Below are 20,939 nucleotides of genomic sequence, written 5' to 3' on the forward strand. Positions count from 1 at the left end.
CGGTTGTCGCTCCCCTGCCCCTGGCCCCGCCCGATACGGCTGTCTGTCCTGCGGTCAGCTTGGCAGACTGGGGTTCCACAGGGGCGGGTCAGGTCGGGGAAAGGTGTGTCCGGTGAGCGGTCTGGTGACGGGGGACGCGGTGGTCCTGGGGCTCCGGCCCGCGCGGCTGCCGAGCCGGGCGCTGGCCTACCTGCTCGATCTGTTCGTGTACTTCACCGGCTACGTGCTGGTGTTCTTCCTGCTGGTCCTCGCGACCTCCGGGCTCGACATGGCGGCGCAGGCGGCCGTGTCGGTGGCGTGTCTGGTGCTGGTGCTGGTCGGGGTGCCGATCGCGGTGGAGACGCTGAGCCACGGGCGTTCGCTGGGGAAGCTGGCGTGCGGGCTGCGGGTGGTGCGGGAGGACGGCGGGCCGATCCGGTTCCGGCACGCGCTGGTGCGCGGGGCGATGGGGGTCGTGGAGCTGCTGATGGTCTTCGGGACGGTGGCGTGCATCGCGTCGCTGGTGTCGGAGCGGGGGCGGCGGCTCGGGGACGTGTTCGGGGGAACGCTGGTGGTGCGGGAGCGGGTGCCGGGGACCCGGGTGCTGCCCGTGCCCCCGCCGCCGCCGTGGCTGGCCGGGCGGTTCGCGGGGCTGGACCTGTCGGCGGTGCCCGACGGGCTGTGGCTGGCGATCCGGCAGTACCTGACGCGGATGAACCAGCTGGACCCGCACACGGCCGCGGTGATGGCGGCGCGGCTCGCGGACGACGTGGTGGCGCGGACCGGGGCGCCGGCGCCGGCCGGGGTGCCGGCGGCCGCGTTCCTGATGGCCGTGGTGCACGAGCGGCAGTCGCGGGACGCCGCCCGGGCCTTCGCCACCGCGAGCGGGCCGGCTGCCGCGCCCGTGGCGTACGGGGGGCCGCCGGTGGTGCCCGTCGCCTCGCCGGCTGCGCCGGTGGCGGCTCCCGTACAGCCGGTGGAGCCGGTACGGCCTGCGGCGCCCGCCGAGCCGGCCCGGCCTGCGTCCGGGTTCGCGCCGCCCGGTTAGTCCTCGAACTCGTCGGACTCCTCGGACTCCTCCGAGAAGGTCGACGGCGGGGTTTCCAGGTGTTCGAGTTCGATGCCCGGGGCGGAGAGGACCACGTCGCCGGCGATGTGGACGGTGTGGACCTCGCCCGTGTCGAGGGCGGTGACCTGGTACTCGTCCACGACGAGCGGGCCGCTGTCGGTGGGGTGCTCGGCGCGGGAGCGCAGGGCCCAGGCCTGGTCGACGGTGCGGGGGGCGAGGACCGGGTCGGTGAGGGCGACGAGGCGGATGCGGGTCGCGGGGGCGCCGGGGGTCAGGCGCAGCAGGCGGGCCGTGGCGATGAGGAAGGCCGGGGAGGTGCCGGTGAAGCCGGGGGCGGCGACGTTGCCCTCGGTGGCCTCGGTGCCGGTGGGGTCGGTGCGGACCCAGGTGACGCCGTCGATGGCGGCGCCGCGGACCTGCCAGCTCGATGCGTTGACCTCGAGGCGGATGGGGCGGCCGAGGGTGTCGACGGCGAGGTCGAGGGAGCCCCGGTGGTCGCCGCCGGGGGAGGTGGTCTGGGAGACGTACCGCCAGCCGGAGGGGCCGGGGGCGCAGTGGAAGTGCTCCTCGCCGAGGGGGGTGTGGTCGTGCGGGTCGTGGAGCGAGTAGCGGCCGCGGGGCATGGGCTGTGGTCCTTGGCTGACGTACCGGGTGCGTATGGGGCAGGCCCCCCGGCACGGGTGCCGGGGGGCCTGCTTCAGTGTGCGCGATCCGCTGGGTGCGGATCAGTAGCGGTAGTGGTCGGGCTTGTACGGGCCCTCGACCTTGACGCCGATGTACTCCGCCTGCTCCGGACGGAGCGTGGTCAGCTTGACACCGAGGGCGTCGAGGTGGAGACGGGCGACCTTCTCGTCCAGGTGCTTGGGCAGCACGTAGACGTCGGTCGGGTACTCCTCGGGCTTGGTGAACAGCTCGATCTGCGCCAGCGTCTGGTCCGCGAAGGAGTTCGACATCACGAAGGACGGGTGGCCCGTCGCGTTGCCCAGGTTCAGCAGACGGCCCTCGGACAGCACGATCAGGACCTTGCCGTCGGGGAACGTCCAGGTGTGGACCTGCGGCTTGACCTCGTCCTTGACGATGCCCTCGACCTTGGCCAGACCCGCCATGTCGATCTCGTTGTCGAAGTGGCCGATGTTCCCCACGATCGCCTGGTGCTTCATCCTGGCCATGTCCGAGGCCATGATGATGTCCTTGTTGCCCGTCGTGGTGATGAAGATGTCCGCCGTCTCCACCACGTCGTCCAGGGTGGCGACCTGGTAGCCGTCCATCGCCGCCTGCAGCGCGCAGATCGGGTCGATCTCCGTCACGATGACCCGCGCACCCTGGCCGCGCAGGGACTCCGCGCAGCCCTTGCCGACGTCGCCGTAACCGCACACGACCGCGACCTTGCCGCCGATCAGCACGTCGGTGGCCCGGTTGATGCCGTCGATCAGGGAGTGGCGGCAGCCGTACTTGTTGTCGAACTTCGACTTCGTCACCGCGTCGTTCACGTTGATCGCCGGGAAGAGCAGGTCACCGGACTGCATCATCTCGTAGAGACGGTGGACACCGGTGGTGGTCTCCTCCGTCACGCCGCGGATCTCGGACGCGAGCTGGGTCCACTTCTGGGGGGACTCGGCGAGCGTGCGGTTGAGGAGGGTCAGGATGTGGCCGTACTCCTCGGAGTCCGCCGTGGACGGGTCCGGGGCCGCGCCGGCCTTCTCGAACTCGACGCCCTTGTGGACGAGGAGGGTGGCGTCACCACCGTCGTCGAGGATCATGTTCGGGCCGCCGGTGGGGGTGTTCGGCCAGGTCAGCGCCTGCTCCGTGCACCACCAGTACTCCTCCAGCGTCTCGCCCTTCCAGGCGAAGACCGGGACGCCCTGCGGGTTCTCCGGGGTGCCGTTCGGGCCGACGGCGATGGCGGCGGCCGCGTGGTCCTGGGTGGAGAAGATGTTGCAGGAGGCCCAGCGGACGTCGGCGCCGAGGGCGACGAGGGTCTCGATCAGGACGGCGGTCTGCACGGTCATGTGCAGGGAGCCGGTGATGCGGGCGCCGGCCAGCGGCTGGGCCTCGGCGTACTCCCGGCGGATCGACATCAGACCCGGCATCTCGTGCTCGGCCAGGGTGATCTCCTTGCGGCCGAAGGCGGCAAGGGAAAGGTCGGCGACCTTGAAGTCCATGGGTGCTGCTCCTCATGGGTCGAGAGGTGGGTACGGCTGAGCCGCGCACGGGCGGGCCGGTGCGCCGAGCACAGTCCGTCGCGGGGTCCTCTCTCCCCTCGGCCGGTCGCGAGGACCGCCCGACCGCCATCAGCAGCGACGCCTGACACTGATGACGAATCTACACCGATCGGCGCAGCGGCCCCCAGCCCGCGGGGGAGAAGTAGTGCCGTGTTTCCGGGCCGTCCGGCGGAGTGTTCGGGGCCTTTCGGACTTTTGATCCACTCCTCGGGTGGGGGAGGATGCCGTTGGACCGACCCCTGGTGCGAAGGAGATTCCACGTGAGTACGACGGCCGGCTCTCCCGGTGGCGGGGGCGCGGACGGCGCGAAGCGGCTGAAGCTGCTCGCCGTCACCGCGTGCCCCACGGGGATCGCGCACACCTACATGGCAGCGGAGAAGCTCCAGCAGGCCGCCGCCGAGCTCGGCGTGGACATGAAGGTGGAGACGCAGGGTTCCATCGGGGCGGAGAACGTGCTCTCTGACAACGATGTCAGAGAGGCGGACGGGATCATCATCGCCGCCGACAAGGAGGTCGACCGGGCGCGGTTCGCCGGCAAGCGGGTCCTGTCCACGGGCGTCGCGGACGGGGTGCACCGCCCGGAGGAACTGATCGAGCGGGTACGGACGGCGCCGGTGCAGGAAGGCACGGCCGTGGCGGCCGGGGGCGGCGGCCGGGATCGCAGCGTGGCCTACAAGGCGCTGATGAACGGCGTCTCCCACATGATCCCGTTCGTCGTCGTGGGCGGTCTGCTGCTCGCCGTCTCGATCGCGCTGGGCGGGCACTCCACGCCCAAGGGCATCGAGTTCGACAAGGACTCGTTCTGGTTCTACGTCAACCAGCTGGGCGGCCTCGGCTTCAAGCTGATGCTGCCGATCTTCTCGGGCTACATCGCCCACGCGCTCGGCGACCGGCCCGCGCTCGTGCCGGGCATGATCGGCGGGTTCCTGGCCGCCGACGCGGTGAACATCTACGGGGCGGACGCCAACGCGGGCTTCCTCGGGGCCATCGCCACCGGTTTCCTGGCCGGCTACCTGGTCGTGTGGATCAAGAAGGTCAAGGTCCCCCGGTTCGTCCAGCCGATCATGCCGATCATCGTGATCCCGATCGCGTCGACGCTGGTGCTCGGGTTGTTCTACATCTACGTCATCGGTCAGCCGATCTCGTGGCTGTTCACGCACCTGACCGGCTGGCTGAACGGGATGACCGGCTCCAGCGCGGTCATCCTCGGCGCCCTGATCGGCCTGATGATCGCCTTCGACATGGGCGGCCCGGTCAACAAGACGGCTTTCCTCGTGGCCGTGGGCCTCATCGGCACCAACAACGCCGTCATGGGCATGGCCGCCGCCGCGATCCCGGTGATGCCGCTCGGCCAGGGCCTGGCGACGCTGCTGCGCCGCAGGCTCTACACCGGCCAGGAGCGGGAGGCCGGGATGGCGGCCCTGTTCATGGGCTTCTTCGGCATCTCGGAGGGGGCGATCCCCTTCGCCGCGGCACGGCCCGCGCAGGTCATCCCCGCGAACATGCTCGGCGGGGCGGTGGCCGGTGCGGTGGCGGGCGTGGCGGGGGTCGGGAACTCCGTGCCGCACGGCGGTCCGGTCGTCTCGCTGTTCGGTGCGATCAGCGGTGTGGCGATGTTCTTCATGGCGATCGCCATCGGCACGGCGGTGACCGCGCTGACGACCAACGCGCTGATCGAGCTCAAGGGCCGCAAGGCCGGCCCGGCCGGGGCCGGGGCCGCGGCCCGGGTGCCCGAGCCGGTGCTCGCCGGGGCGGGTGCCGGGGCGGGCGGTACGGCCGTGGCCCCGGCGGCCGCCCCGGCCGGCGCCGCCGCGGCTGCCGGGGAGGCGGAGGTGCTGTCCGGCTACCTGACGGAGCGGACCGTCAGGACGGAGCTGGCGGCCGGCTCCAAGGAGGCGGCGATCCGGGAGATGGCCGAGATGCTCGCGACCACCGGCAACGTCCGCGACGTGGCGGAGCTGGTGCGGGTCGCGCTCGCCCGGGAGGCGCAGGGCACGACCGGTCTCGGTGAGTCGATCGCCATCCCGCACGCCAAGACCGACGCGGTCGTGCGCCCCACGGTGGGCTTCGCCCGGTCCGGCGAGGGCATCGAGTGGGGTGCGCTGGACGGCACGAAGGCCCGCCTGGTCTTCATGATCGCGGTGCCGGAGGCCGCGGCCGGGGACGAGCACCTGAGGATCCTGGCGCTGCTGTCGCGCAAGCTGATGGACGGCGGTTTCCGGGACCGGCTGCGGTCCGCGCCCGACGGGCCGGCCGTCCTGGACCTGCTGCGCGAGATCCGGTAGCCGCCGTCCCCGCCGCGTCCGTCCGCCGGGCCCCGTACCGCCGCGGTACGGGGCCCGGCGGCCTGGGGCAGTGTCCGAATCGGTATGTACGGACCTGGCGCACCGGGCCCCCGGCGGCGTTCGGGGCGTCGCCGTCGACCTACGATGCAAGGCAGGTACATCGGAAGGGACGAAATGACACACAGGCCAGGACGCAGGCGCGGGATCGCGGCGATCGTCCTGCTGGTGCTCGGAGCGGTCATCCTGGGAGGGGTGACGGTGGCGAAGGCCGTGAACCCTCCGGCTCGCTACTCGGAGGGCAAGGCGGCCGGCTGGCAGATGGCGCCGACCTACACCGACGGGGAGAGCATCTACCTGGAGCCGGTGGACACGGGCAAGCTCCGGCGGGGCGACGTCGTCCTCGCCTCCGTTCCGTGGTCCCTGCACAAGACGCAGATGAACCGGGTCATCGCCGTGGGCGGGGACCGCATCCGGTACAAGCCGAGCAGCAAGACCAGCGGCCAGTACCGTCTGGTGCTCAACGGTGATCCGCTGGACGAGCCGTACCTGGAGCAGTGGAAGAACCCTTCGGCGGTGGCCTTCGACGTGACGGTGCCCGAGGGGTACGTGTTCCTGATGGGCGACAACCGGATGAACTCGGACGGCTCGCAGTACGCGAACAACGGGCCGGTTCCGGCGGACCACGTCTCCGCCAAGGTCGTGATGTACCCGATGGCGAAGCTGGCCGTGTGGGGGCAGGTGGCCGGTGCGCTGGTGCTGCTGGCCGGCGCGGTGCTGGCGTTCGTGTCCCGGCGGGCCCGCAAGCGGGCCGCCGCCGCCCCGGCGGCCCCGGAGGCGCCGGAGGCGCAGGCGTCCGAGCCGGTCGCGGCGGCGGCAGCGGCACCGGCCGGCGGTGAGCGCGCGGACGCGCAGTCCTAGGGCCTTCCCCTGCGGCGAACGCCCCCGCGGCTCGTGGTGAGCTGCGGGGGCGTTCGTGCGTCCGGTGCGGGCCGGTGGGGCGGGCGGGTCAGCGGCCGTCGGCCTTGGCGGCCTCGGGGTTGTAGATGTCCGGCTCCAGGTAGATCACGCGGGCGATCGGGACGGAGGCGCGGATGCGGGCCTCCGCGGCGTTGATGGCGTTGGCCACCTCGGTCGCGGTGTCGTCGTGCTGGACGGCGATCTTGGCGGCGACCAGCAGCTCCTCGGGGCCGAGGTGCAGGGTGCGCATGTGGATGACGCCGGTGACGGTGTCCCCGTCGACGAGCGCGGCCTTGATCTTCTCGACCTCGGCCGTGCCGGCGGACTCGCCCAGCAGGAGGGACTTGGTCTCCAGGGCGAGGATGACGGCGATGGCGATCAGCAGGGTGCCGATGCACAGGGTGCCGATGCCGTCCCACACGCCGTCGCCGGTGATCAGGGCGAGGCCGACGCCGAGGAGGGCGAGGACGAGGCCGACGAGGGCGCCGAGGTCCTCCAGCAGGACCACGGGCAGCTCGGGGGCCTTGGCGCTCTTGATGAACTGGCCCCAGGACTGGCTGCCGCGGGTCTCGTTGGACTCCTTGATCGCGGTGCGGAAGGAGAAGCCCTCCGCGATGACCGCGAAGACGAGGACGCCGACGGGCCAGTACCAGGACTCGATGGGGTGCGGGTCGTGGATCTTCTCGTAGCCCTCGTAGATGGCGAACATGCCGCCGACGGTGAAGAGGACGATGGAGACGAGGAAGGCGTAGATGTAGCGCTCGCGCCCGTACCCGAAGGGGTGTTGCGGGGTGGCCTCGCGCTGGGCCTTCTTGCCGCCGAGGAGGAGCAGCCCCTGGTTGCCGGAGTCGGCGACCGAGTGGACGCTCTCCGCGAGCATCGACGAGGAGCCGCTGAAGAGGAATGCCACGAACTTGGCCACAGCGATGGCCAGGTTGGCGGCGAGTGCCGCCACGATCGCCTTGGTGCCGCCCGACGCGCTCATGGGTGGTGGATGTCCTTTCCTGGCCACTGGCTACGGCCGCACATTGTTGCAGCTGCCCGTACGGCCGACGTCACGTCAGACGACCACGGTGGCACGGAAAATGGTGCCGCTTCCGGACAGTTCGACCTTTTCGCCCGCGGGGACGAATACCGACTCGCCCGGGACGAGGGCCAGTTCGCCGGCGCGCGGGTTGCCGGCGGTGCAGAGCAGGATCTGCGGGGTGGTGTCCGGAAGGGTGCGGGGGGCGCCACCGGGGGCCAGGGCGAAACGGGAGAGGCGGAACTCGTCGATGGGGGTCTCGTAGACCTCCTCGCCGTCTCCCTCGGGGCGCAGGACGCCGGGGGCGCTGGGCTCGAAGACGACGACCTTCAGCAGTTCGGGGACGTCGACGTGCTTGGGGGTGAGCCCGCAGCGCAGCACGTTGTCCGAGTTGGCCATGAGTTCGACGCCGAGGCCGTCGAGGTAGGCGTGCGGGATGCCGGCGCCGAGGAACATGGCCTCGCCGGGCTGGAGCCGGACGTGGTTGAGGAGCAGGGCCGCGATCACGCCCGGGTCGCCCGGGTAGTCGTGGACGAGGCCCGCGTACGGGGCGTACGGGCCGCCCAGGCGCTCGGCGGCGGCCGCGGTCTCGGCGACGGTATGGGCCATCTCCTCGCGGTCGGCGGTGAGGACGGCGGTCAGGACCTCGCGCAGGGCCGCGTCCTCGGGGTGGGCGCGCAGCAGGTCCACGTACGGCTTCAGGGAGTCGACGCCGAGGCCTTCGAGGAGGTCGGCCGCCTCCAGCGGCGGGCGGAAGCCGCACAGGCCGTCGAAGGGGGTGAGGGCGCAGATCAGTTCGGGCTTGTGGTTGGCGTCCTTGTAGTTGCGGTGGGCCGCGTCGACCGGGACGCCGCGGCGCTCCTCGTCCTCGAAGCCGGCCTTCGCCTGGGCGAGGTCGGGGTGGACCTGGAGGGAGAGGGGGGCGCCGGCGGCGAGGACCTTCAGGAGGAACGGCAGGGCGGGGCCGAACTTCGCGACGGCGGCGGACCCGAGTTCGCCCTCCGGGTCGGCGGCGATGACGGCCGACAGGGTGGTCTCGCCGGCTCCGCGGTCGAGGCGGGAGGGGGCGCCCGGGTGGGCGCCCATCCACATCTCGGCCTGGGGTTCACCGGTGGGCTCGACCCCGAGGAGGGCCGGGATCGCGGTGGTGGAACCCCACGCGTAGGGGCGGATCGTGTTCGTCAGGCGGTCCATCGTCGTCTTCCTGGAGCTGGTGCGGTGCGGGCACGGATGCGTGCCTCAGCTGTGTCCCCGGGCCGCCAGCGCCAGGTAGGCGGTGGCGAAGTCGGTGACGGCGAGGAGTTCGGCGAGCTGTTCCAGCTCCCCGCCCTCCTCCGGTTCGAGCTCGCTGACGGCCGTGTCGTGGCTGAGGGCGAGCTCGCGCGCGGCCGGTGCGGCGGAGAGTCCGCCCGTGGGCCGGTCGCGCAGCAGTACGACGCGGGCGCGCAGGGCCTGGGGCTCCTCGACGCGGTCGCGGAAGAAGTCGTCGGGGTCGGCCCCGGCGGCGAAGGCGCCGGAGAGCAGGACGCCGTGCGCGGGCAGGGCCTCGGGGAGGTCGGCGGCGAGCGCGGGGCGGCCGGCGAGTTCGGCGAGGGTCGCGGCGAAGCGGCGGCCGGCCGGACCGGCGCCGGTGCCCTCGCTCCAGATGAGGGGGAGCGAGTCGGCGAGTTCGGCGGCGAGGGTCTTGGCCGGGTTGGAGTAGGTGGCGATGGCCGGGCCGCAGCGTTCCGCGGTGCGGTCGAGGCGGTCGGCGACGAGCTGGAGGGTGTCCGGGGCGGCCGCGATCAGCCCGACCTTGTCGAGGAGCACCAGCAGCGGGGTGAGCAGGGCCCACAGGGCGCCGGGTCCGGCGGCGGCCGATTCGTCGTACTCCTGGTACGGGGCCTTGGCCATCGGTACGAGGAGTCCGTGGGCGCCGTCGACGGTCTCACTGAGCGGGGAGCGCTCGGGGGCGACGGCGACGACGGTGCAGCCGCGCCGGTAGGCCTGTTCGGCGAGGACGCCGAGGCCGGGCTCGGTGCCGTCGGTGGTGGCGATGAGCAGCAGGTCCACGGGGCCCGCCCAGCCGGGCAGGGCCCAGCGCAGCGCCCCGGCGGCGTGCGCGACGCCGGTGGGGTGCAGGCGGGTCACCGGGGCGGAGGCTCCGGCGAGGGCGCCGAGGAGGTCGGCGACGCCTCTGGCGGCGGTGCCGGGGCCGGCGATGAGCACGGCGCGGGGTCGCCCGTCGGGGCGCAGGTCCGCGAGGCCGGCCTCGGTGGCGTGCCGGGCGGCGGTGCGCACTCTGGCCCCGGCCTCGGCGGCGCCGCGGAGCAGGCCGCGGCGGTCGGCACGGGCGAGATCGTCCGGTGCGTCGAGGAGTGACTCGTCGAGCATGGGGGCCTCCGGCGGTGTTGACGGATCCAGGCTGGTCGAGCGGGGCGGGGCCGGGTCAGGCGGGTCGGCGGGCCTCGTCGACGAGGAGGACCGGGATGCCGTCGCGGACCGGGTACGCGAGGCCGCAGTCCTGGCCGGTGCAGATCAGCTCGGGGGTGGTCTCGTCCGCCGAGTTGTCCTGGAAGGGGGCGTGGCAGGCGGGGCAGGCGAGGATGTCGAGCAGGCCGGCTTCGAGCGGCATGGGGCGGTGTCCCTTCGGGGGGTGCGGATTGGGCGAGGTCAGCGTACCGCCGAGTCACTGGGCGTGCGGCTCGGCGGTGGTTCGTGGGCCCGCCCGGTTCGGGGCCCCGCCCCGGGGTGGTCTGGTGCGCCACCCGCGGGGGGGGCGGCGCCGCTGCGGGGTTCTCCCCCGGTTCGCGGCGCCCCACACTCCCCCGGCCACCGGTGCTCCCGGGCGGGGCCGGATCCGGCCCCGCCCGTGTTCGCGTCAGGCGCGGACCAGGGCCAGGACCTCGTCGCGGATCTTGTCGAGGGTGGCCGCGTCGCGGGCCTCGACGTTGAGGCGCAGGAGCGGCTCGGTGTTCGAGGGGCGGAGGTTGAACCACCAGTCGGCGGCGGAGACGGTGAGGCCGTCCAGCTCGTCGAAGGTGACGCCGTCCTGGCCGGCGTAGGCGGCCTTGACCTCGGCGGTGCGGGCGGCCTGGTCGGCGACGGTGGAGTTGATCTCGCCGGAGCCGACGTAGCGGTCGTAGGAGGAGACCAGCTCGGAGAGCGGGCCCTCCTGGCCGCCGAGGGCGGCGAGGACGTGGAGCGCGGCGAGCATGCCGGTGTCCGCGTTCCAGAAGTCCTTGAAGTAGTAGTGCGCGGAGTGCTCGCCGCCGAAGATCGCGCCGGAGGTGGCCATCTCGGCCTTGATGAAGGAGTGGCCCACGCGGGTGCGGACGGGGGTGCCGCCGTTCTCGCGGACGACCTCCGGGACCGACCAGGAGGTGATCAGGTTGTGGATGATCGTGCCGGTGCCGCCGTTGCGGGCCAGCTCGCGGGCGGCGACCAGGGCGGTGATGGCGGACGGGGAGACGCCCTCGCCGCGCTCGTCGACGACGAAGCAGCGGTCGGCGTCGCCGTCGAAGGCGAGGCCGAGGTCGGCGCCCTCGGCCTTCACGCGCTCCTGGAGGTCGACGATGTTCTTCGGGTCGAGGGGGTTGGCCTCGTGGTTGGGGAAGGTGCCGTCCAGCTCGAAGTACATCGGGACGAGGTCCAGCGGCAGGCCCGCGAAGACGGTGGGGACGGTGTGGCCGCCCATGCCGTTGCCCGCGTCGACGACGACCTTCAGCGGGCGGATCGAGGTGAGGTCCACGAGGGACTTCAGGTGCTCGGCGTAGCCGGGGAGGCTGTCCAGCTCCGTGACGGTGCCCGGGACGGTGCCGGCGGGGATCTCGGGGGCGCCCTCGTCGGTCCACTTCTCGGCGAGTTCGCGGATGGTGGCGAGGCCGGTGTCCTGGCCGACCGGGGCGGCGCCGGCGCGGCACATCTTGATGCCGTTGTACTGGGCCGGGTTGTGGGAGGCCGTGAACATGGCGCCGGGCAGGTCCAGCTTGCCCGAGGCGTAGTACAGCTGGTCGGTGGAGCACAGCCCGATGAGGGTGACGTCGACGCCGCGGGCGGCCGCGCCGCGGGCGAAGGCGGCCGACAGGCCGGGCGAGGAGGGCCGCATGTCGTGGCCGACGACGATCGCGCTCGCACCGGTGACCTGGACGAACGCCGCACCGAACAGTTCGGCCAGCGGCTCGTCCCACTCGTCCGGTACGACGCCGCGGACGTCGTACGCCTTGACGATGTTCGAAAGATCTGCGGCCACTGCCTGCCCTCCTGAGGTTTCCGTGCGGTGGGGCAAACCTACCTTGTACGGAGAGTGGCTTTTCAGACGATCTGGGTGTCAGGAGTCGGGCGAGCGGAGGACGCGCAGGTGTCCGCGGCGCGTCTCGCCGGGCGCCGGGCCGCTCCCCGCGGAGCCTCCCGCCTCGGCCGCGCGGTCGGGCGGACGGGCCGCCTCACGGACGGCGTTGGCCAAGGCTTCGAGGTCGTCGCCGGTGCGCGCGGAGGGGCCGGAGCCGTCCGACAGGCGGACGACTTCCCAGCCGCGCGGGGCGGTCAGGCGCTCGGAGTGCTCGGCGCACAGGTCATAGCAGTGGGGTTCGGCGTAGGTGGCGAGCGGACCGAGAACTGCGGTCGAGTCGGCGTAGACGTACGTCAGTGTGGCGACGGCAGGGCGGCCGCACGCGGTGCGCGAACAGCGACGTACAAGGCTCACGACGTTGGACGGTACCGCACTCTTGACCGGGCCGCGACGACTCGCCCCCCGGCCACTCCCCCGTGTCGTGTCCGCCGGGCGGTGACGAACAGGGGCACCGAGTCCGTAATGGTGCGCGATCTTGGCCGGATCGTTCGGGGCGTGACACCGGCGCGACACCAGGTCGTGACCGGATCGAGGCCGTGGGCCGCTGCCGCGCGGGAGCTACCCTGCCGGGGTGACGGACAGTTCGCTTCCTCCCCGCCCCGCATCCGACGCGCAGGCCCCGCAGGAGCCCCGGCCCCGGCGGCGCGACCGCCACGGCCGCGGGATGCGGGGGCCGCTGGCCCCGCCCCAGGTGCCGCTGTCGGCGAGCCGGGCGGAGCTGTTCGGCGACCTCGTACGGGACTCCGTGGAGCGGCTGGAGCGGCGCTGGCCGCAGCTGGACGAGGTGGAGTTCGTGATCGCGGACGTGCCCGGGCCGCCGGGCGGCCCGGACGGCGGCTGGAACGACGAGGCGGTGCCGCTGGGCGGGCTGGTGGAGGCCCGCGACGGGCGGCCGGCCCGGATCGTGGTGTTCCGGCGGCCGGTGGAGATCCGGGCGAAGTCCCGCGACGAGCGGGCGCTGCTGGTGCACGAGATCGTCGTGGAGCAGGTGGCGGAGCTGCTGGGGCTCTCGCCGGAGACCGTCGACCCCCGGTACGGACAGGACTGAGCCCGCCGGACCGGGGCCGGGCAGGGCCGGACCGGGGCCGGGCGCGGCCGGACCGGGGCCGGGCGCGGCCGGGCCGGGCCGGGCGCGCTCAGCGGACCAGGATCGACGGGTCCTCGACGGCGTGGGGGACGGAGACCCGGGAGCGGTCGTCCGCGAAGGTCTGGACGGTGAACATCGGGATCCCTTCCTGCGGCAGGGCCAGGGTGCGGGCCGCGTGGACGGGGCCGCCGGAAAGGGTCTCGACGGTCAGCGCGTACGGGCCCTTGCCGCCCGTGGGGGCCGGCGGCGGGGTCAGCGCGCGGGTGGTGCCCGCCTTGAGGGTGAGCTCCTGGACGGACGGGCGGCCGCCCTCGGTGCCCGGGGAGGCGGTGACGCGGACCTTGGCGTCGGCGCCGGCGGCGGTGAGCGTCAGGGTGGTGGCCTTGTCGTCGAGGCGGTCGTCGGCGACGGTGGCCCGCTCGCCGACCGGCGGGCTCGCCGGGATGAAGGCCACCTCCTGCTTGGCACCCGTGCCGCGGACCACCCGCAGCGCGGCCACCACCGGTACGGGCTTCTTCGGGTCGGCGGGGGCCAGGAACAGGGAGCCGGCCTCGCCGCGGGTGAGGTCGGCCAGGTCCAGGGAGGCCGTCATGCCGGCCTTGACGTGCAACTGCTCCTTGCCGGCCGGGCTGATGGAACCGTTCAGGCCGGACAGCTTCAGGTTCAGGTCGGCGTCGTCCTCGCCCGGGGCGAACGCGACCAGCCGCACCGAGGTCGCGTCGGCGGGGATGCCGGGCAGGACCAGGGAGCCCGCCGGGCCGTCCGAGGCGGGCAGCCAGTCGGAGCCGACCCCGTCCTCGGCGATCTGCGTGGAGGCGCCGACCCGGCCGGAACGGGTCGTCACGTGCGCGGTGACGTCCGGGAGCTGGGCGTCGGCGGCGAGGGTGGCCAGCCACACCTTGGTGGTGGAGTGGGGCTTCACCTCGGTGACCAGGTCCGGGGTGCCCGGCTTGGGCTTGAGCAGGCCGTCGGGGCCGTACAGCTTGATGTCCACCTCGGCGACGGTGTCGTCGGGGTTGGTGAGGTGGACGTAGTCCTGGCGGCCCTTGGCGGTGCTGACGCCGGGGAACCAGAAGTCGGTGCCGGGCGCGGTGCAGGCGAGCCCGAGCAGGCCGCGCGCCTGGCCGACCGCGACCTTGGTGGTCTGCTGAGCGGTCCAGCCGGGGGCGAGGGCGCCCTGGGCGGTGCCCGTCAGCGCGGGCGCCTCGGCGCCGGAGACGGTGGCCGCGACCGGCTTGCCGGGCTCCTTGGGCTCCAGGACGGCCTTGCCCTCCGTACTGGCCAGCCGGGCCGCGCCCTTGCCCGCGGCCAGGCCGGGGGTGACCGGGGTGAGGGAGGTGTAGGTGGTCTCCGCGATGTCCGAGGAACTGGGCGCCGGGCAGACGAGCACGGACCGCTCCACCGGCATGCGGGCGGCGGCCGCGCCGCGGGCACCGGCGGCCGGGGCCGCGGCGGGGGCGGTGAGGAAGGCCAGGCCGCAGGAGGCGGCGAGGGCCGCCGTCACGGCCGCGAGCGTCAGGGGGGCGCGCTGCTTCACGGCTGGGGGCTCCCGTCCGGACGCGGGTGGTGCTGTCCGTAGGTGTCGTACTGCTGGGGCTGTTGGGGCTGCTGGGTCTCGTACTCGTACGGGTAGGGCTGCTGCTGGTGCGGGAAGACGGGCTGCTGCCCGGGCTGGGCGTAGGTCCCGCCGTACTCCGGGTACTGCGGCGGCTGGGGGTAGGGGTGGGGCTGCTGCCCGCCGTGACCGGGCCCGTACCCGGGTTCGCGAGGGGCTTCGGAAGGTGCTTCGTACGCGGGTTCGTACGGGGCCTCGTACGGGGGTTCGTAGGCGTAGGGCTCCTGGTACGCGTACGACTCCTCGCCGTACACCTGCTGGGCGGGGATCTGTGCGTACGGGTCGGCCACCGCTTGCGCCGCCGCCGGCTCGGGGCCGTCGGCGGACGCGCCCCGCCGGCGGGCGCGGCGGCCCTGGCCGCTCTCGCCGTCCACCGCGCCGGCGGCGGGGGCGGCCTCCTCGGGGAGGTCGTCGTCGAGGCGCGCGCGGCGGCCGGGCAGGGCCATCACCAGCAGGACCAGGGCGAGCAGGCCCTGCGCCCAGTGCCAGGCGTCGCGGGTGACGGAGTCCTGGTGGACGAGGTCGAGGCGGCCGCCGTCCCGGGGCAGTTCGAAGCCCTGCGCCCAGCCGTCGAGGGTGACGGGGGTGAGGGGGTGGCCGTCGAGGGTGGCCTTCCAGCCCGGGTCGGCGCGGTCGGCGAGGCGCAGGGTGCGGCCCTCCTCGCCGGCCGGGACCTTCGCATGGGCCTCGACGGGGCCGGCGTCGACGGCGATGGGGGCCTGGCCCCGCTTGGCGGGGACGATCGCGACGCGGGCGGGGAGCCGCTGGACCTCCCAGACGGCGGTGCCGTCGTCCTGGTGGTGCTGCTTGAGGCCGGGGGTGCCGTCGAGGACCTGTCGCAGGGCGGCGGGGCCGCCGGGCGGCATCATCACGTAGCGCACGGCGAAGGCGCCGAGCTGCTCGGACTGGTCGGCGCCGGAGCCGGAGACCAGGCTGGAGACGGCCTGGGTGAGACGGGGCTGGGCGCCGGCGTCGGCGAGGACCTCGGCGTCACCGAGGCCGACGCCGCCGCCGCGGACCAGGGTGTAGGAGACGGTGGCGGGCGAGTCGCCGCCGAGGACGAGGGTGCGGGTGCGGTTGCTGTCGTCGGACTGTGCGGCGACGAACGCGGGCACCTGGACGGGGTCGTGACGGCGCAGCGGTCCGTCGGCGCCGGCGACCGTCCAGACGGCCGCGGCGAGCAGCGGGCCGGCGGCGGCGGCGAGGGCGATGAGGGCGGCCAGCGGCTGGCGCCAGCCGAAGCTGCGGGCGGCGACGCGTTCCTTGGCGCCGTCCGCGCCGAGCACGGCGGCGGCGATCAGCGCGAGCCCGTACAGGAGCGTGGCGGGGCCGGCCCAGCCGGTGCGGTTCAGCAGCACGGCGAGGAGCAGCCCGGCCAGGGCGGCGCTCCAGGCGGTGGCGACGGCCGGGCGGCGGTCGGCGCGGAGCAGGGCGGCGAGGGCGGCGAGCAGGGTGCCCGCGAGGAGGAGCCCACCGCCGGTGCCGGGGCCGCCGGGGTTGGCGGTGAGCAGGCCGAGGGGGGTGGCGGAGCCGCTGCCGTAGGGGAGTCCGGCCTCGTGCAGGAGGCGGCCGGGGCGGGCGAACAGGCCCAGGGACCAGGGGGCGAGGACGAGGACGGGTACGGCGAGGGTGGCGAGCAGCCTCGGGGCGTACGTCGTGAGGTGCGCGCGGCGCACCAGGAGCGCGGCGGTGCCCAGGGCGGCGGCGAGCGGCCAGACGACCGGCGTGAAGGCGGTGGCCAGGGTCAGCAGCAGCGTGTAGGTCCAGGCCGCGCGCCAGGTGCCGGGGGTGTCGCGGTCGGCGAAGCCGAAGGCGGTGACGGCGGAGCGGGCCAGGAGGGGCAGGAGGATCGCGAGGACGGCCGTGCCCAGGCGGCCGCCGGCGAGGGCTCCGGTGACGGCGGGCAGGAAGGCGTAGGCGACGGCGGCCCAGGCGCGCAGCAGCCGGGACTCGACCAGCGGCCGGGAGGCGAAGTAGGCGGTGAGGCCGGCGAGCGGGACCGAGCAGACGAGCAGGAGGGTCAGCGCGGCCTTGGTGGAGCCGAACAGCAGGGCGGAGACGGCGGCCACGACCGCGAGGTAGGGGGGTGCTCCGGCGGTGGTGCCGGTGCCTGCGGGCTGCCAGTCGGTGGTGTAGCGGTGCCACAGGTCGAGGGCGCTCGCGGGGGCGGGCAGCAGGGCGCCGCCCATGAGGCTGCCGCCACCGATCAGGGCGCGGCAGGCGGCGAGGGAGACGAGCAGGAGCAGGGCGAAGAGGACGGGGGCGGGCTTGCGGGCGATCCGCCTGAGCCGGGAGAACTGCTCGATCTCCAGGTAGTCGGCGTCGTCGCCGCCGGGTCCGGATTCGACGGCGCCGCCGTGGCGGCCGGTGGGGGCGCCTTCGGTGCCCTGGCCCGAGCCGAGGTAGGCGGCGAGCTGCTCGGCGTTCGCGCGCAGGGTGGCGCCGGGCGGGGGAAGAGGGGGCGCAGCTCGGCGGCGGGGACGGCGGTACGGCGGCGGGATCTGCGGGCGGCGAGGATCCGGCCGGGGCGCAGCAGGGTGGCGAGCAGGCCGGTGAACTCGGCGGCGGCCTGGCCGGGGGCCTTGCCGATGAGGTAGCCGAGGGTGCGCAGGAGGGTGCCGAGGAGCAGGCGCAGCAGTACGTAGGGCAGGGCGCGGCCGGGGGTGTTGGCCAGCAGGGTGTGGACGGCGCCGGCCTTGTCGACGCGGTGGGGGTCGACGGAGGAGCGGCCCGCGCAGTCGACGGTGCGGCGTTCGCGGGAGGCGGCTTCGGCGTGGCGCAGCACGGCGTCGGGGGCGACGAGGACGGTGTGGCCGGCGCTGTGGGCGCGCCAGCAGAGGTCGACGTCGTCGCGCATGAGGGGCAGGCGGCGGTCGAAGCCGCCGAGGGCGTCGTACACGTCGCGGCGCACGAGCATGCCCGCGGTGGAGACGGCGAGGACGGGGCGGACCTGGTCGTGCTGGCCCTGGTCCTGTTCGCGGCGGTCGAGGCCGGTCCAGCGGCGGCCGCTGCGGGCGATGGTGACGCCGGCTTCGAGGAGCTGCTTGGTGTCGTACCAGCCGCGGAGCTTGGGGCCGATGACGGCGGCTTCGGGGTTGCCGTCGGCGACGCGCAGGAGTTCGGTGAGGGCGTCGGGTTCGGGGGCGCTGTCGTCGTGGAGGAGCCAGAGCCACTGCACGGGTTCGCCGTGCGGGAGGTCGGGGAGGTCGTAGGTGTCGTCGCGCCAGGTGCGGCTGACGGGGTCCCAGCCGCTGGGGCGCTTGAGGTAGGGGAGGTCGTCGGGGGTGAGGGTGCCGGCGGCGCGGGCGGCCTCGTCGACGGCGGCGCCGAATCCGGTGCGGCGGGCGAGGTGCAGGACGTGCTCGTCGCCGAGGGCTTCGGCGAGGAGGCGGGCGGAGGCGTCGGAGCTGCCGGTGTCGGCGGCGACGTGGGCCTGCGCGGGGCGCTCCTGGGCAAGGAGTCCGGCGAGGGTCTGGGGCAGCCAGCGGGCTCCGTCGTGGGCGACGAGCACTGCGGTGACGACGTGCCGGGGGAACTCGGGGGTGGCGGCCGCCTGCTGGGAGACCGGCGAGTTGCTGTGCGGGGACATCGCGGTACGGGCCCTCCGGCCTGGGGATCCGGGGGTGGGATGCCCTCGGAGGCTGCTGGACAGCGCCCCACACTAACGGCTCGGAAGGGGCGGGTCCGCCTCCTGCGGGGAAGGCCCTGAACGCGACGGTCCGCCTCCTGCGGGGAAGGTGCGGGAGGCGGACCGTTTGCTCTGTCTGCTGGGGTGTGCGGCGCTCCGTGGAGCGCGGTTGACCGGGGTCGTCGTGGGGTGTGCGGCGGGTCAGACCGCTGCCTTCTTCAGGCGGCGGCGCTCTCTTTCGGAGAGTCCGCCCCAGATGCCGAATCGCTCGTCGTTGGCGAGGGCGTACTCAAGGCATTCGGAACGGACCTCGCAGGCGAGGCAGACCTTCTTGGCTTCGCGGGTGGAGCCGCCCTTCTCGGGAAAGAAGGATTCGGGGTCGGTCTGGGCGCACAGTGCGCGCTCCTGCCATCCGAGCTCCTCGTCCGCCTCCTCGACCAGCAGTTCCTGAAACAGCTCGGTCATGTGCGCCCCTCGCTCTGTCTGTGCGTCCCCGTGGTGTTGCCGTTACCGATCGCCGGGTAACGACACGAGTGAAATTACAAGTGTGTGGCTTCTGCCCAGTCAAGCCGAGATCTGCTATTGGGCCCCTTATTCACTCTGCGGAACCAAGCCTATGCAGAAAGTGTTCATATCGCCAAAAATCGTGACAGAAGCTACCGGGCTCCGGCGCGTGACGCCCTCCCCCCTGGGCGACGCGTCACTCCGTGGAGGGGTTGCAATCCGGCCGAAGATGCGGCGCGGATCACATTCCGGTCACGACTTGGCGTCGGCAGGTTTGAGAGCGGTACGCGCCGGTGCGCGTGGAGCGGCACATGCCCGGGCCGGGACTGCACAAACCTTTCTCCGCGCACAGTAACCGGATGAGGTGAAACTTTCCGGTCAAACCAGACATTGGGTTGACAGCGGGACCTCCGGCCCGGTCTCCTTGTCCTCATGTCAGCGCCCGCAGCCACCACCCGGACCCCCATTCGTGGGTTCCTGTGCGCTGCCCAGGTTCGCTGTTGCTGTTGCAGCTGTTGATGCCCCCGGAGCCCCGGCTCCCCTGAGCACCAGCCATCCCCCCACAGCAACCGCCCCGCACGACTGACACACGTCGAGGACACCCCCACGATGAACAGCGCCCCCGCTTCCACCGTCGCCGCCCCCGCCGTCACCGCTCCTGCCGCCCTTGCCCCTGCCGTCGCCGCCGCCGCCCGCGCCGAGGTTCCCGCGCCCGCCCGCGCCGACGCCCCCGCGCCCGTCGAGAGCGACCTGCAGATCGCCGGCGACATCCTGGCCGTCCAGCACCTCCTCCAGCCCGCCCGCGAACACCCGGTCACCGTCGCCGACTTCGTCGGCCTCGCCCGCTCCATCGCCGAGGACCGCGCGAGCTGGGAGCACCTGGTCCGGTACGACGCCACCACCCGCTGGTACCACCGCCTGCGCATCGTCCCCCAAGCTCTCGACTCCGCTCGAGCAGGGGGCGCCCCCATCGGTTACGAGGTCTGGCTGCTGAGCTGGGTCCCCGGCCAGGGCAGCGGCCTCCACGACCACGGCGGCTCCTCCGGCGTCCTGACCGTCCTCGACGGCGAGCTCACCGAGCACACCCCGCGCGGCCGCCTCACCCACCGCGCCGGCGCCCAGCGCGTCTTCGCCCCCGGCTACGCCCACGAGGTCGTCAACGACACGCTCGAAGGAGCAGTCAGCCTGCACGTGTACTTCCCCGGCCTGACCGAGATGCCGATGCACCACTGCTCCCCGGCCCACGCGGAGCACGTACCCGCCTGACACACTTCGATGCATGCGCATTGTTGTTCTGGCCGGCGGTATCGGCGGCGCCCGTTTCCTCCGCGGACTGCTGTCGGCGGTCCCCGACGCGGAGATCACCGTCATCGGCAACACCGGTGACGACATTCACCTGTTCGGGCTGAAGGTGTGCCCCGACCTGGACACCGTGATGTACACCCTCGGCGGTGGCATCAACGAGGACCAGGGCTGGGGCCGCACCGACGAGTCCTTCACCGTCAAGGAAGAACTCGCGGCGTACGGGGTCGGACCCTCCTGGTTCGGCCTCGGCGACCGCGACTTCGCCACCCACATCGTCCGCACCCAGATGATCGACGCCGGCTACCCGCTCAGCGCCGTCACCGAGGCCCTGTGCGACCGCTGGCAGCCCGGCGTCCGCCTGCTGCCCATGTCCGATGACCGCGTCGAGACGCACGTCGCCGTCAACGACCCCGAGACCGGCGAGCGCCGCGTCATCCACTTCCAGGAGTACTGGGTCAAGCTGCGCGCCTCCCTCGACGCCGAGGCCGTCGTCCCCGTCGGCGCCGAGCAGGCCAAGCCCGCGCCCGGCGTCCTGGAGGCCATCGCGGCCGCCGACGTCATCCTCTTCCCGCCGTCCAACCCGGTCGTCTCCATCGGCACCATCCTCGCCGTACCCGGCATCCGCGAGGCCGTGGCCCAGGCCGCCGCCCCGGTCGTCGGCCTCTCCCCCATCGTCGGCGGATCACCCGTGCGCGGCATGGCCGACAAGGTCCTCGCGGCGGTCGGCGTCGAGTCCACCGCCTCGGCCGTCGCCCTGCACTACGGGGCCGGACTCCTCGACGGCTGGCTCGTGGACACCTCGGACGCCGACGCCGTCGAGACGGTCACCGCCGCCGGGATCGCCTGCCGGGCCGTGCCGCTGATGATGACCGACACGGCCGCCACCGCCGCCATGGCCCGCGCCGCACTGGAACTCGCCGAGCAGGCCCGGTGA

The 20,939-nt window shown here is 73.6% G+C and carries 16 protein-coding genes and 1 pseudogene; 6 read left to right on the plus strand and 11 right to left on the minus strand.

The features are described from left to right. Window positions 1-112 precede the first annotated feature (112 nt). Entirely contained in the window at window positions 113-1,027 is a 915-nt protein-coding gene (locus B4U46_RS14110; RefSeq protein ID WP_187344142.1) for an RDD family protein, read from the plus strand. On the opposite strand, the gene B4U46_RS14115 is transcribed toward B4U46_RS14110, so the two are convergent. Together B4U46_RS14115 and ahcY are read right to left on the minus strand one after the other, a co-directional pair. Then, window positions 1,024-1,671: a hypothetical protein gene (locus B4U46_RS14115; RefSeq protein ID WP_079427475.1), complete on the minus strand. Its 648-nt coding sequence runs from the start codon at window positions 1,669-1,671 to the stop codon at window positions 1,024-1,026. The genes B4U46_RS14110 and B4U46_RS14115 overlap by 4 nt on opposite strands. A gap of 102 nt (window positions 1,672-1,773) precedes the next feature. Next, window positions 1,774-3,210 (minus strand): adenosylhomocysteinase, encoded by a 1,437-nt coding sequence (ahcY, locus tag B4U46_RS14120; RefSeq protein WP_079427477.1) that lies wholly within the window; start codon window positions 3,208-3,210, stop codon window positions 1,774-1,776. Between the two features lie 320 nt (window positions 3,211-3,530). Here ahcY and B4U46_RS14125 point away from each other — a divergent pair, with 320 nt between their 5' ends. Further along, on the plus strand, window positions 3,531-5,555 hold the full coding sequence (locus tag B4U46_RS14125) for a fructose-specific PTS transporter subunit EIIC (protein WP_079427478.1): 2,025 nt from the start codon (window positions 3,531-3,533) through the stop codon (window positions 5,553-5,555). Window positions 5,556-5,729: 174 nt separating this feature from the next. Further along, window positions 5,730-6,473, plus strand: a complete 744-nt coding sequence (gene lepB / locus B4U46_RS14130; RefSeq protein WP_159402092.1) for a signal peptidase I — start codon at window positions 5,730-5,732, stop codon at window positions 6,471-6,473. A gap of 88 nt (window positions 6,474-6,561) precedes the next feature. On the opposite strand, the gene B4U46_RS14135 is transcribed toward lepB, so the two are convergent. From B4U46_RS14135 to B4U46_RS14160, 6 genes are all read right to left on the minus strand, one after another. Further along, window positions 6,562-7,497 carry a cation diffusion facilitator family transporter gene (locus B4U46_RS14135; protein ID WP_079427482.1) on the minus strand — a complete coding sequence of 312 codons (936 nt, stop codon included), beginning with the start codon at window positions 7,495-7,497 and terminating at the stop codon, window positions 6,562-6,564. Window positions 7,498-7,572: 75 nt separating this feature from the next. Next, window positions 7,573-8,730 carry a mannose-6-phosphate isomerase, class I gene (gene manA / locus B4U46_RS14140; protein ID WP_079427484.1) on the minus strand — a complete coding sequence of 386 codons (1,158 nt, stop codon included), beginning with the start codon at window positions 8,728-8,730 and terminating at the stop codon, window positions 7,573-7,575. A 45-nt stretch (window positions 8,731-8,775) separates the two neighbouring features. Beyond that, window positions 8,776-9,909 carry an SIS domain-containing protein gene (locus tag B4U46_RS14145; protein ID WP_079427486.1) on the minus strand — a complete coding sequence of 378 codons (1,134 nt, stop codon included), beginning with the start codon at window positions 9,907-9,909 and terminating at the stop codon, window positions 8,776-8,778. Between the two features lie 55 nt (window positions 9,910-9,964). Then, the gene (locus B4U46_RS14150; RefSeq protein WP_079427488.1) at window positions 9,965-10,150 is read right to left on the minus strand and encodes a Trm112 family protein; all 186 of its coding nucleotides are present in this window, start codon (window positions 10,148-10,150) and stop codon (window positions 9,965-9,967) included. Between the two features lie 246 nt (window positions 10,151-10,396). Continuing rightward, entirely contained in the window at window positions 10,397-11,767 is a 1,371-nt protein-coding gene (locus B4U46_RS14155) for a phosphomannomutase/phosphoglucomutase (protein ID WP_079427490.1), read from the minus strand. A gap of 78 nt (window positions 11,768-11,845) precedes the next feature. Further along, on the minus strand, window positions 11,846-12,220 hold the full coding sequence (locus B4U46_RS14160; protein ID WP_079427492.1) for a DUF3499 domain-containing protein: 375 nt from the start codon (window positions 12,218-12,220) through the stop codon (window positions 11,846-11,848). Window positions 12,221-12,437: 217 nt separating this feature from the next. On the opposite strand from B4U46_RS14160, the gene B4U46_RS14165 reads away from it, so the two are divergent. Beyond that, complete coding sequence (locus B4U46_RS14165; RefSeq protein ID WP_079427494.1) at window positions 12,438-12,914, plus strand: metallopeptidase family protein; 477 nt, start codon at window positions 12,438-12,440, stop codon at window positions 12,912-12,914. A gap of 88 nt (window positions 12,915-13,002) precedes the next feature. Here B4U46_RS14165 and B4U46_RS14170 read toward each other — a convergent pair whose 3' ends face one another. From B4U46_RS14170 to B4U46_RS14180, 3 genes and pseudogenes are all read right to left on the minus strand, one after another. Further along, window positions 13,003-14,490 (minus strand): DUF5719 family protein, encoded by a 1,488-nt coding sequence (locus tag B4U46_RS14170; protein WP_079427496.1) that lies wholly within the window; start codon window positions 14,488-14,490, stop codon window positions 13,003-13,005. Then, window positions 14,487-18,157, minus strand: a pseudogene (locus B4U46_RS14175) (glycosyltransferase). The gene B4U46_RS14170 and the pseudogene B4U46_RS14175 overlap by 4 nt, the downstream one beginning before the upstream one ends. 240 nt (window positions 18,158-18,397) lie before the next feature. Then, window positions 18,398-18,661, minus strand: a complete 264-nt coding sequence (locus B4U46_RS14180) for a WhiB family transcriptional regulator (RefSeq protein ID WP_003983763.1) — start codon at window positions 18,659-18,661, stop codon at window positions 18,398-18,400. Window positions 18,662-19,309: 648 nt separating this feature from the next. Here B4U46_RS14180 and B4U46_RS14190 point away from each other — a divergent pair. Both B4U46_RS14190 and cofD read left to right on the plus strand, forming a co-directional pair. Further along, complete coding sequence (locus tag B4U46_RS14190; protein ID WP_079427500.1) at window positions 19,310-19,966, plus strand: cysteine dioxygenase; 657 nt, start codon at window positions 19,310-19,312, stop codon at window positions 19,964-19,966. Window positions 19,967-19,979: 13 nt separating this feature from the next. Then, window positions 19,980-20,939 carry a 2-phospho-L-lactate transferase gene (cofD, locus tag B4U46_RS14195; RefSeq protein ID WP_079427502.1) on the plus strand — a complete coding sequence of 320 codons (960 nt, stop codon included), beginning with the start codon at window positions 19,980-19,982 and terminating at the stop codon, window positions 20,937-20,939.

Source organism: Streptomyces katrae, assembly GCF_002028425.1.
Lineage (GTDB): Bacteria > Actinomycetota > Actinomycetes > Streptomycetales > Streptomycetaceae > Streptomyces > Streptomyces katrae_A.

Excerpts from the sequence above, each read along its gene's own strand:
- B4U46_RS14115 (WP_079427475.1), bottom strand. The coding sequence starts at position 1,671 with ATGCCCCGCGGCCGCTACTCGCTCCACGACCCGCACGACCACACCCCC.
- ahcY (WP_079427477.1), bottom strand. The coding sequence starts at position 3,210 with ATGGACTTCAAGGTCGCCGACCTTTCCCTTGCCGCCTTCGGCCGCAAG.
- lepB (WP_159402092.1), top strand. The coding sequence starts at position 5,730 with ATGACACACAGGCCAGGACGCAGGCGCGGGATCGCGGCGATCGTCCTG.
- B4U46_RS14135 (WP_079427482.1), bottom strand. The coding sequence starts at position 7,497 with ATGAGCGCGTCGGGCGGCACCAAGGCGATCGTGGCGGCACTCGCCGCC.
- manA (WP_079427484.1), bottom strand. The coding sequence starts at position 8,730 with ATGGACCGCCTGACGAACACGATCCGCCCCTACGCGTGGGGTTCCACC.
- B4U46_RS14145 (WP_079427486.1), bottom strand. The coding sequence starts at position 9,909 with ATGCTCGACGAGTCACTCCTCGACGCACCGGACGATCTCGCCCGTGCC.
- B4U46_RS14150 (WP_079427488.1), bottom strand. The coding sequence starts at position 10,150 with ATGCCGCTCGAAGCCGGCCTGCTCGACATCCTCGCCTGCCCCGCCTGC.
- B4U46_RS14180 (WP_003983763.1), bottom strand. The coding sequence starts at position 18,661 with ATGACCGAGCTGTTTCAGGAACTGCTGGTCGAGGAGGCGGACGAGGAG.
- B4U46_RS14190 (WP_079427500.1), top strand. The coding sequence starts at position 19,310 with ATGAACAGCGCCCCCGCTTCCACCGTCGCCGCCCCCGCCGTCACCGCT.
- cofD (WP_079427502.1), top strand. The coding sequence starts at position 19,980 with ATGCGCATTGTTGTTCTGGCCGGCGGTATCGGCGGCGCCCGTTTCCTC.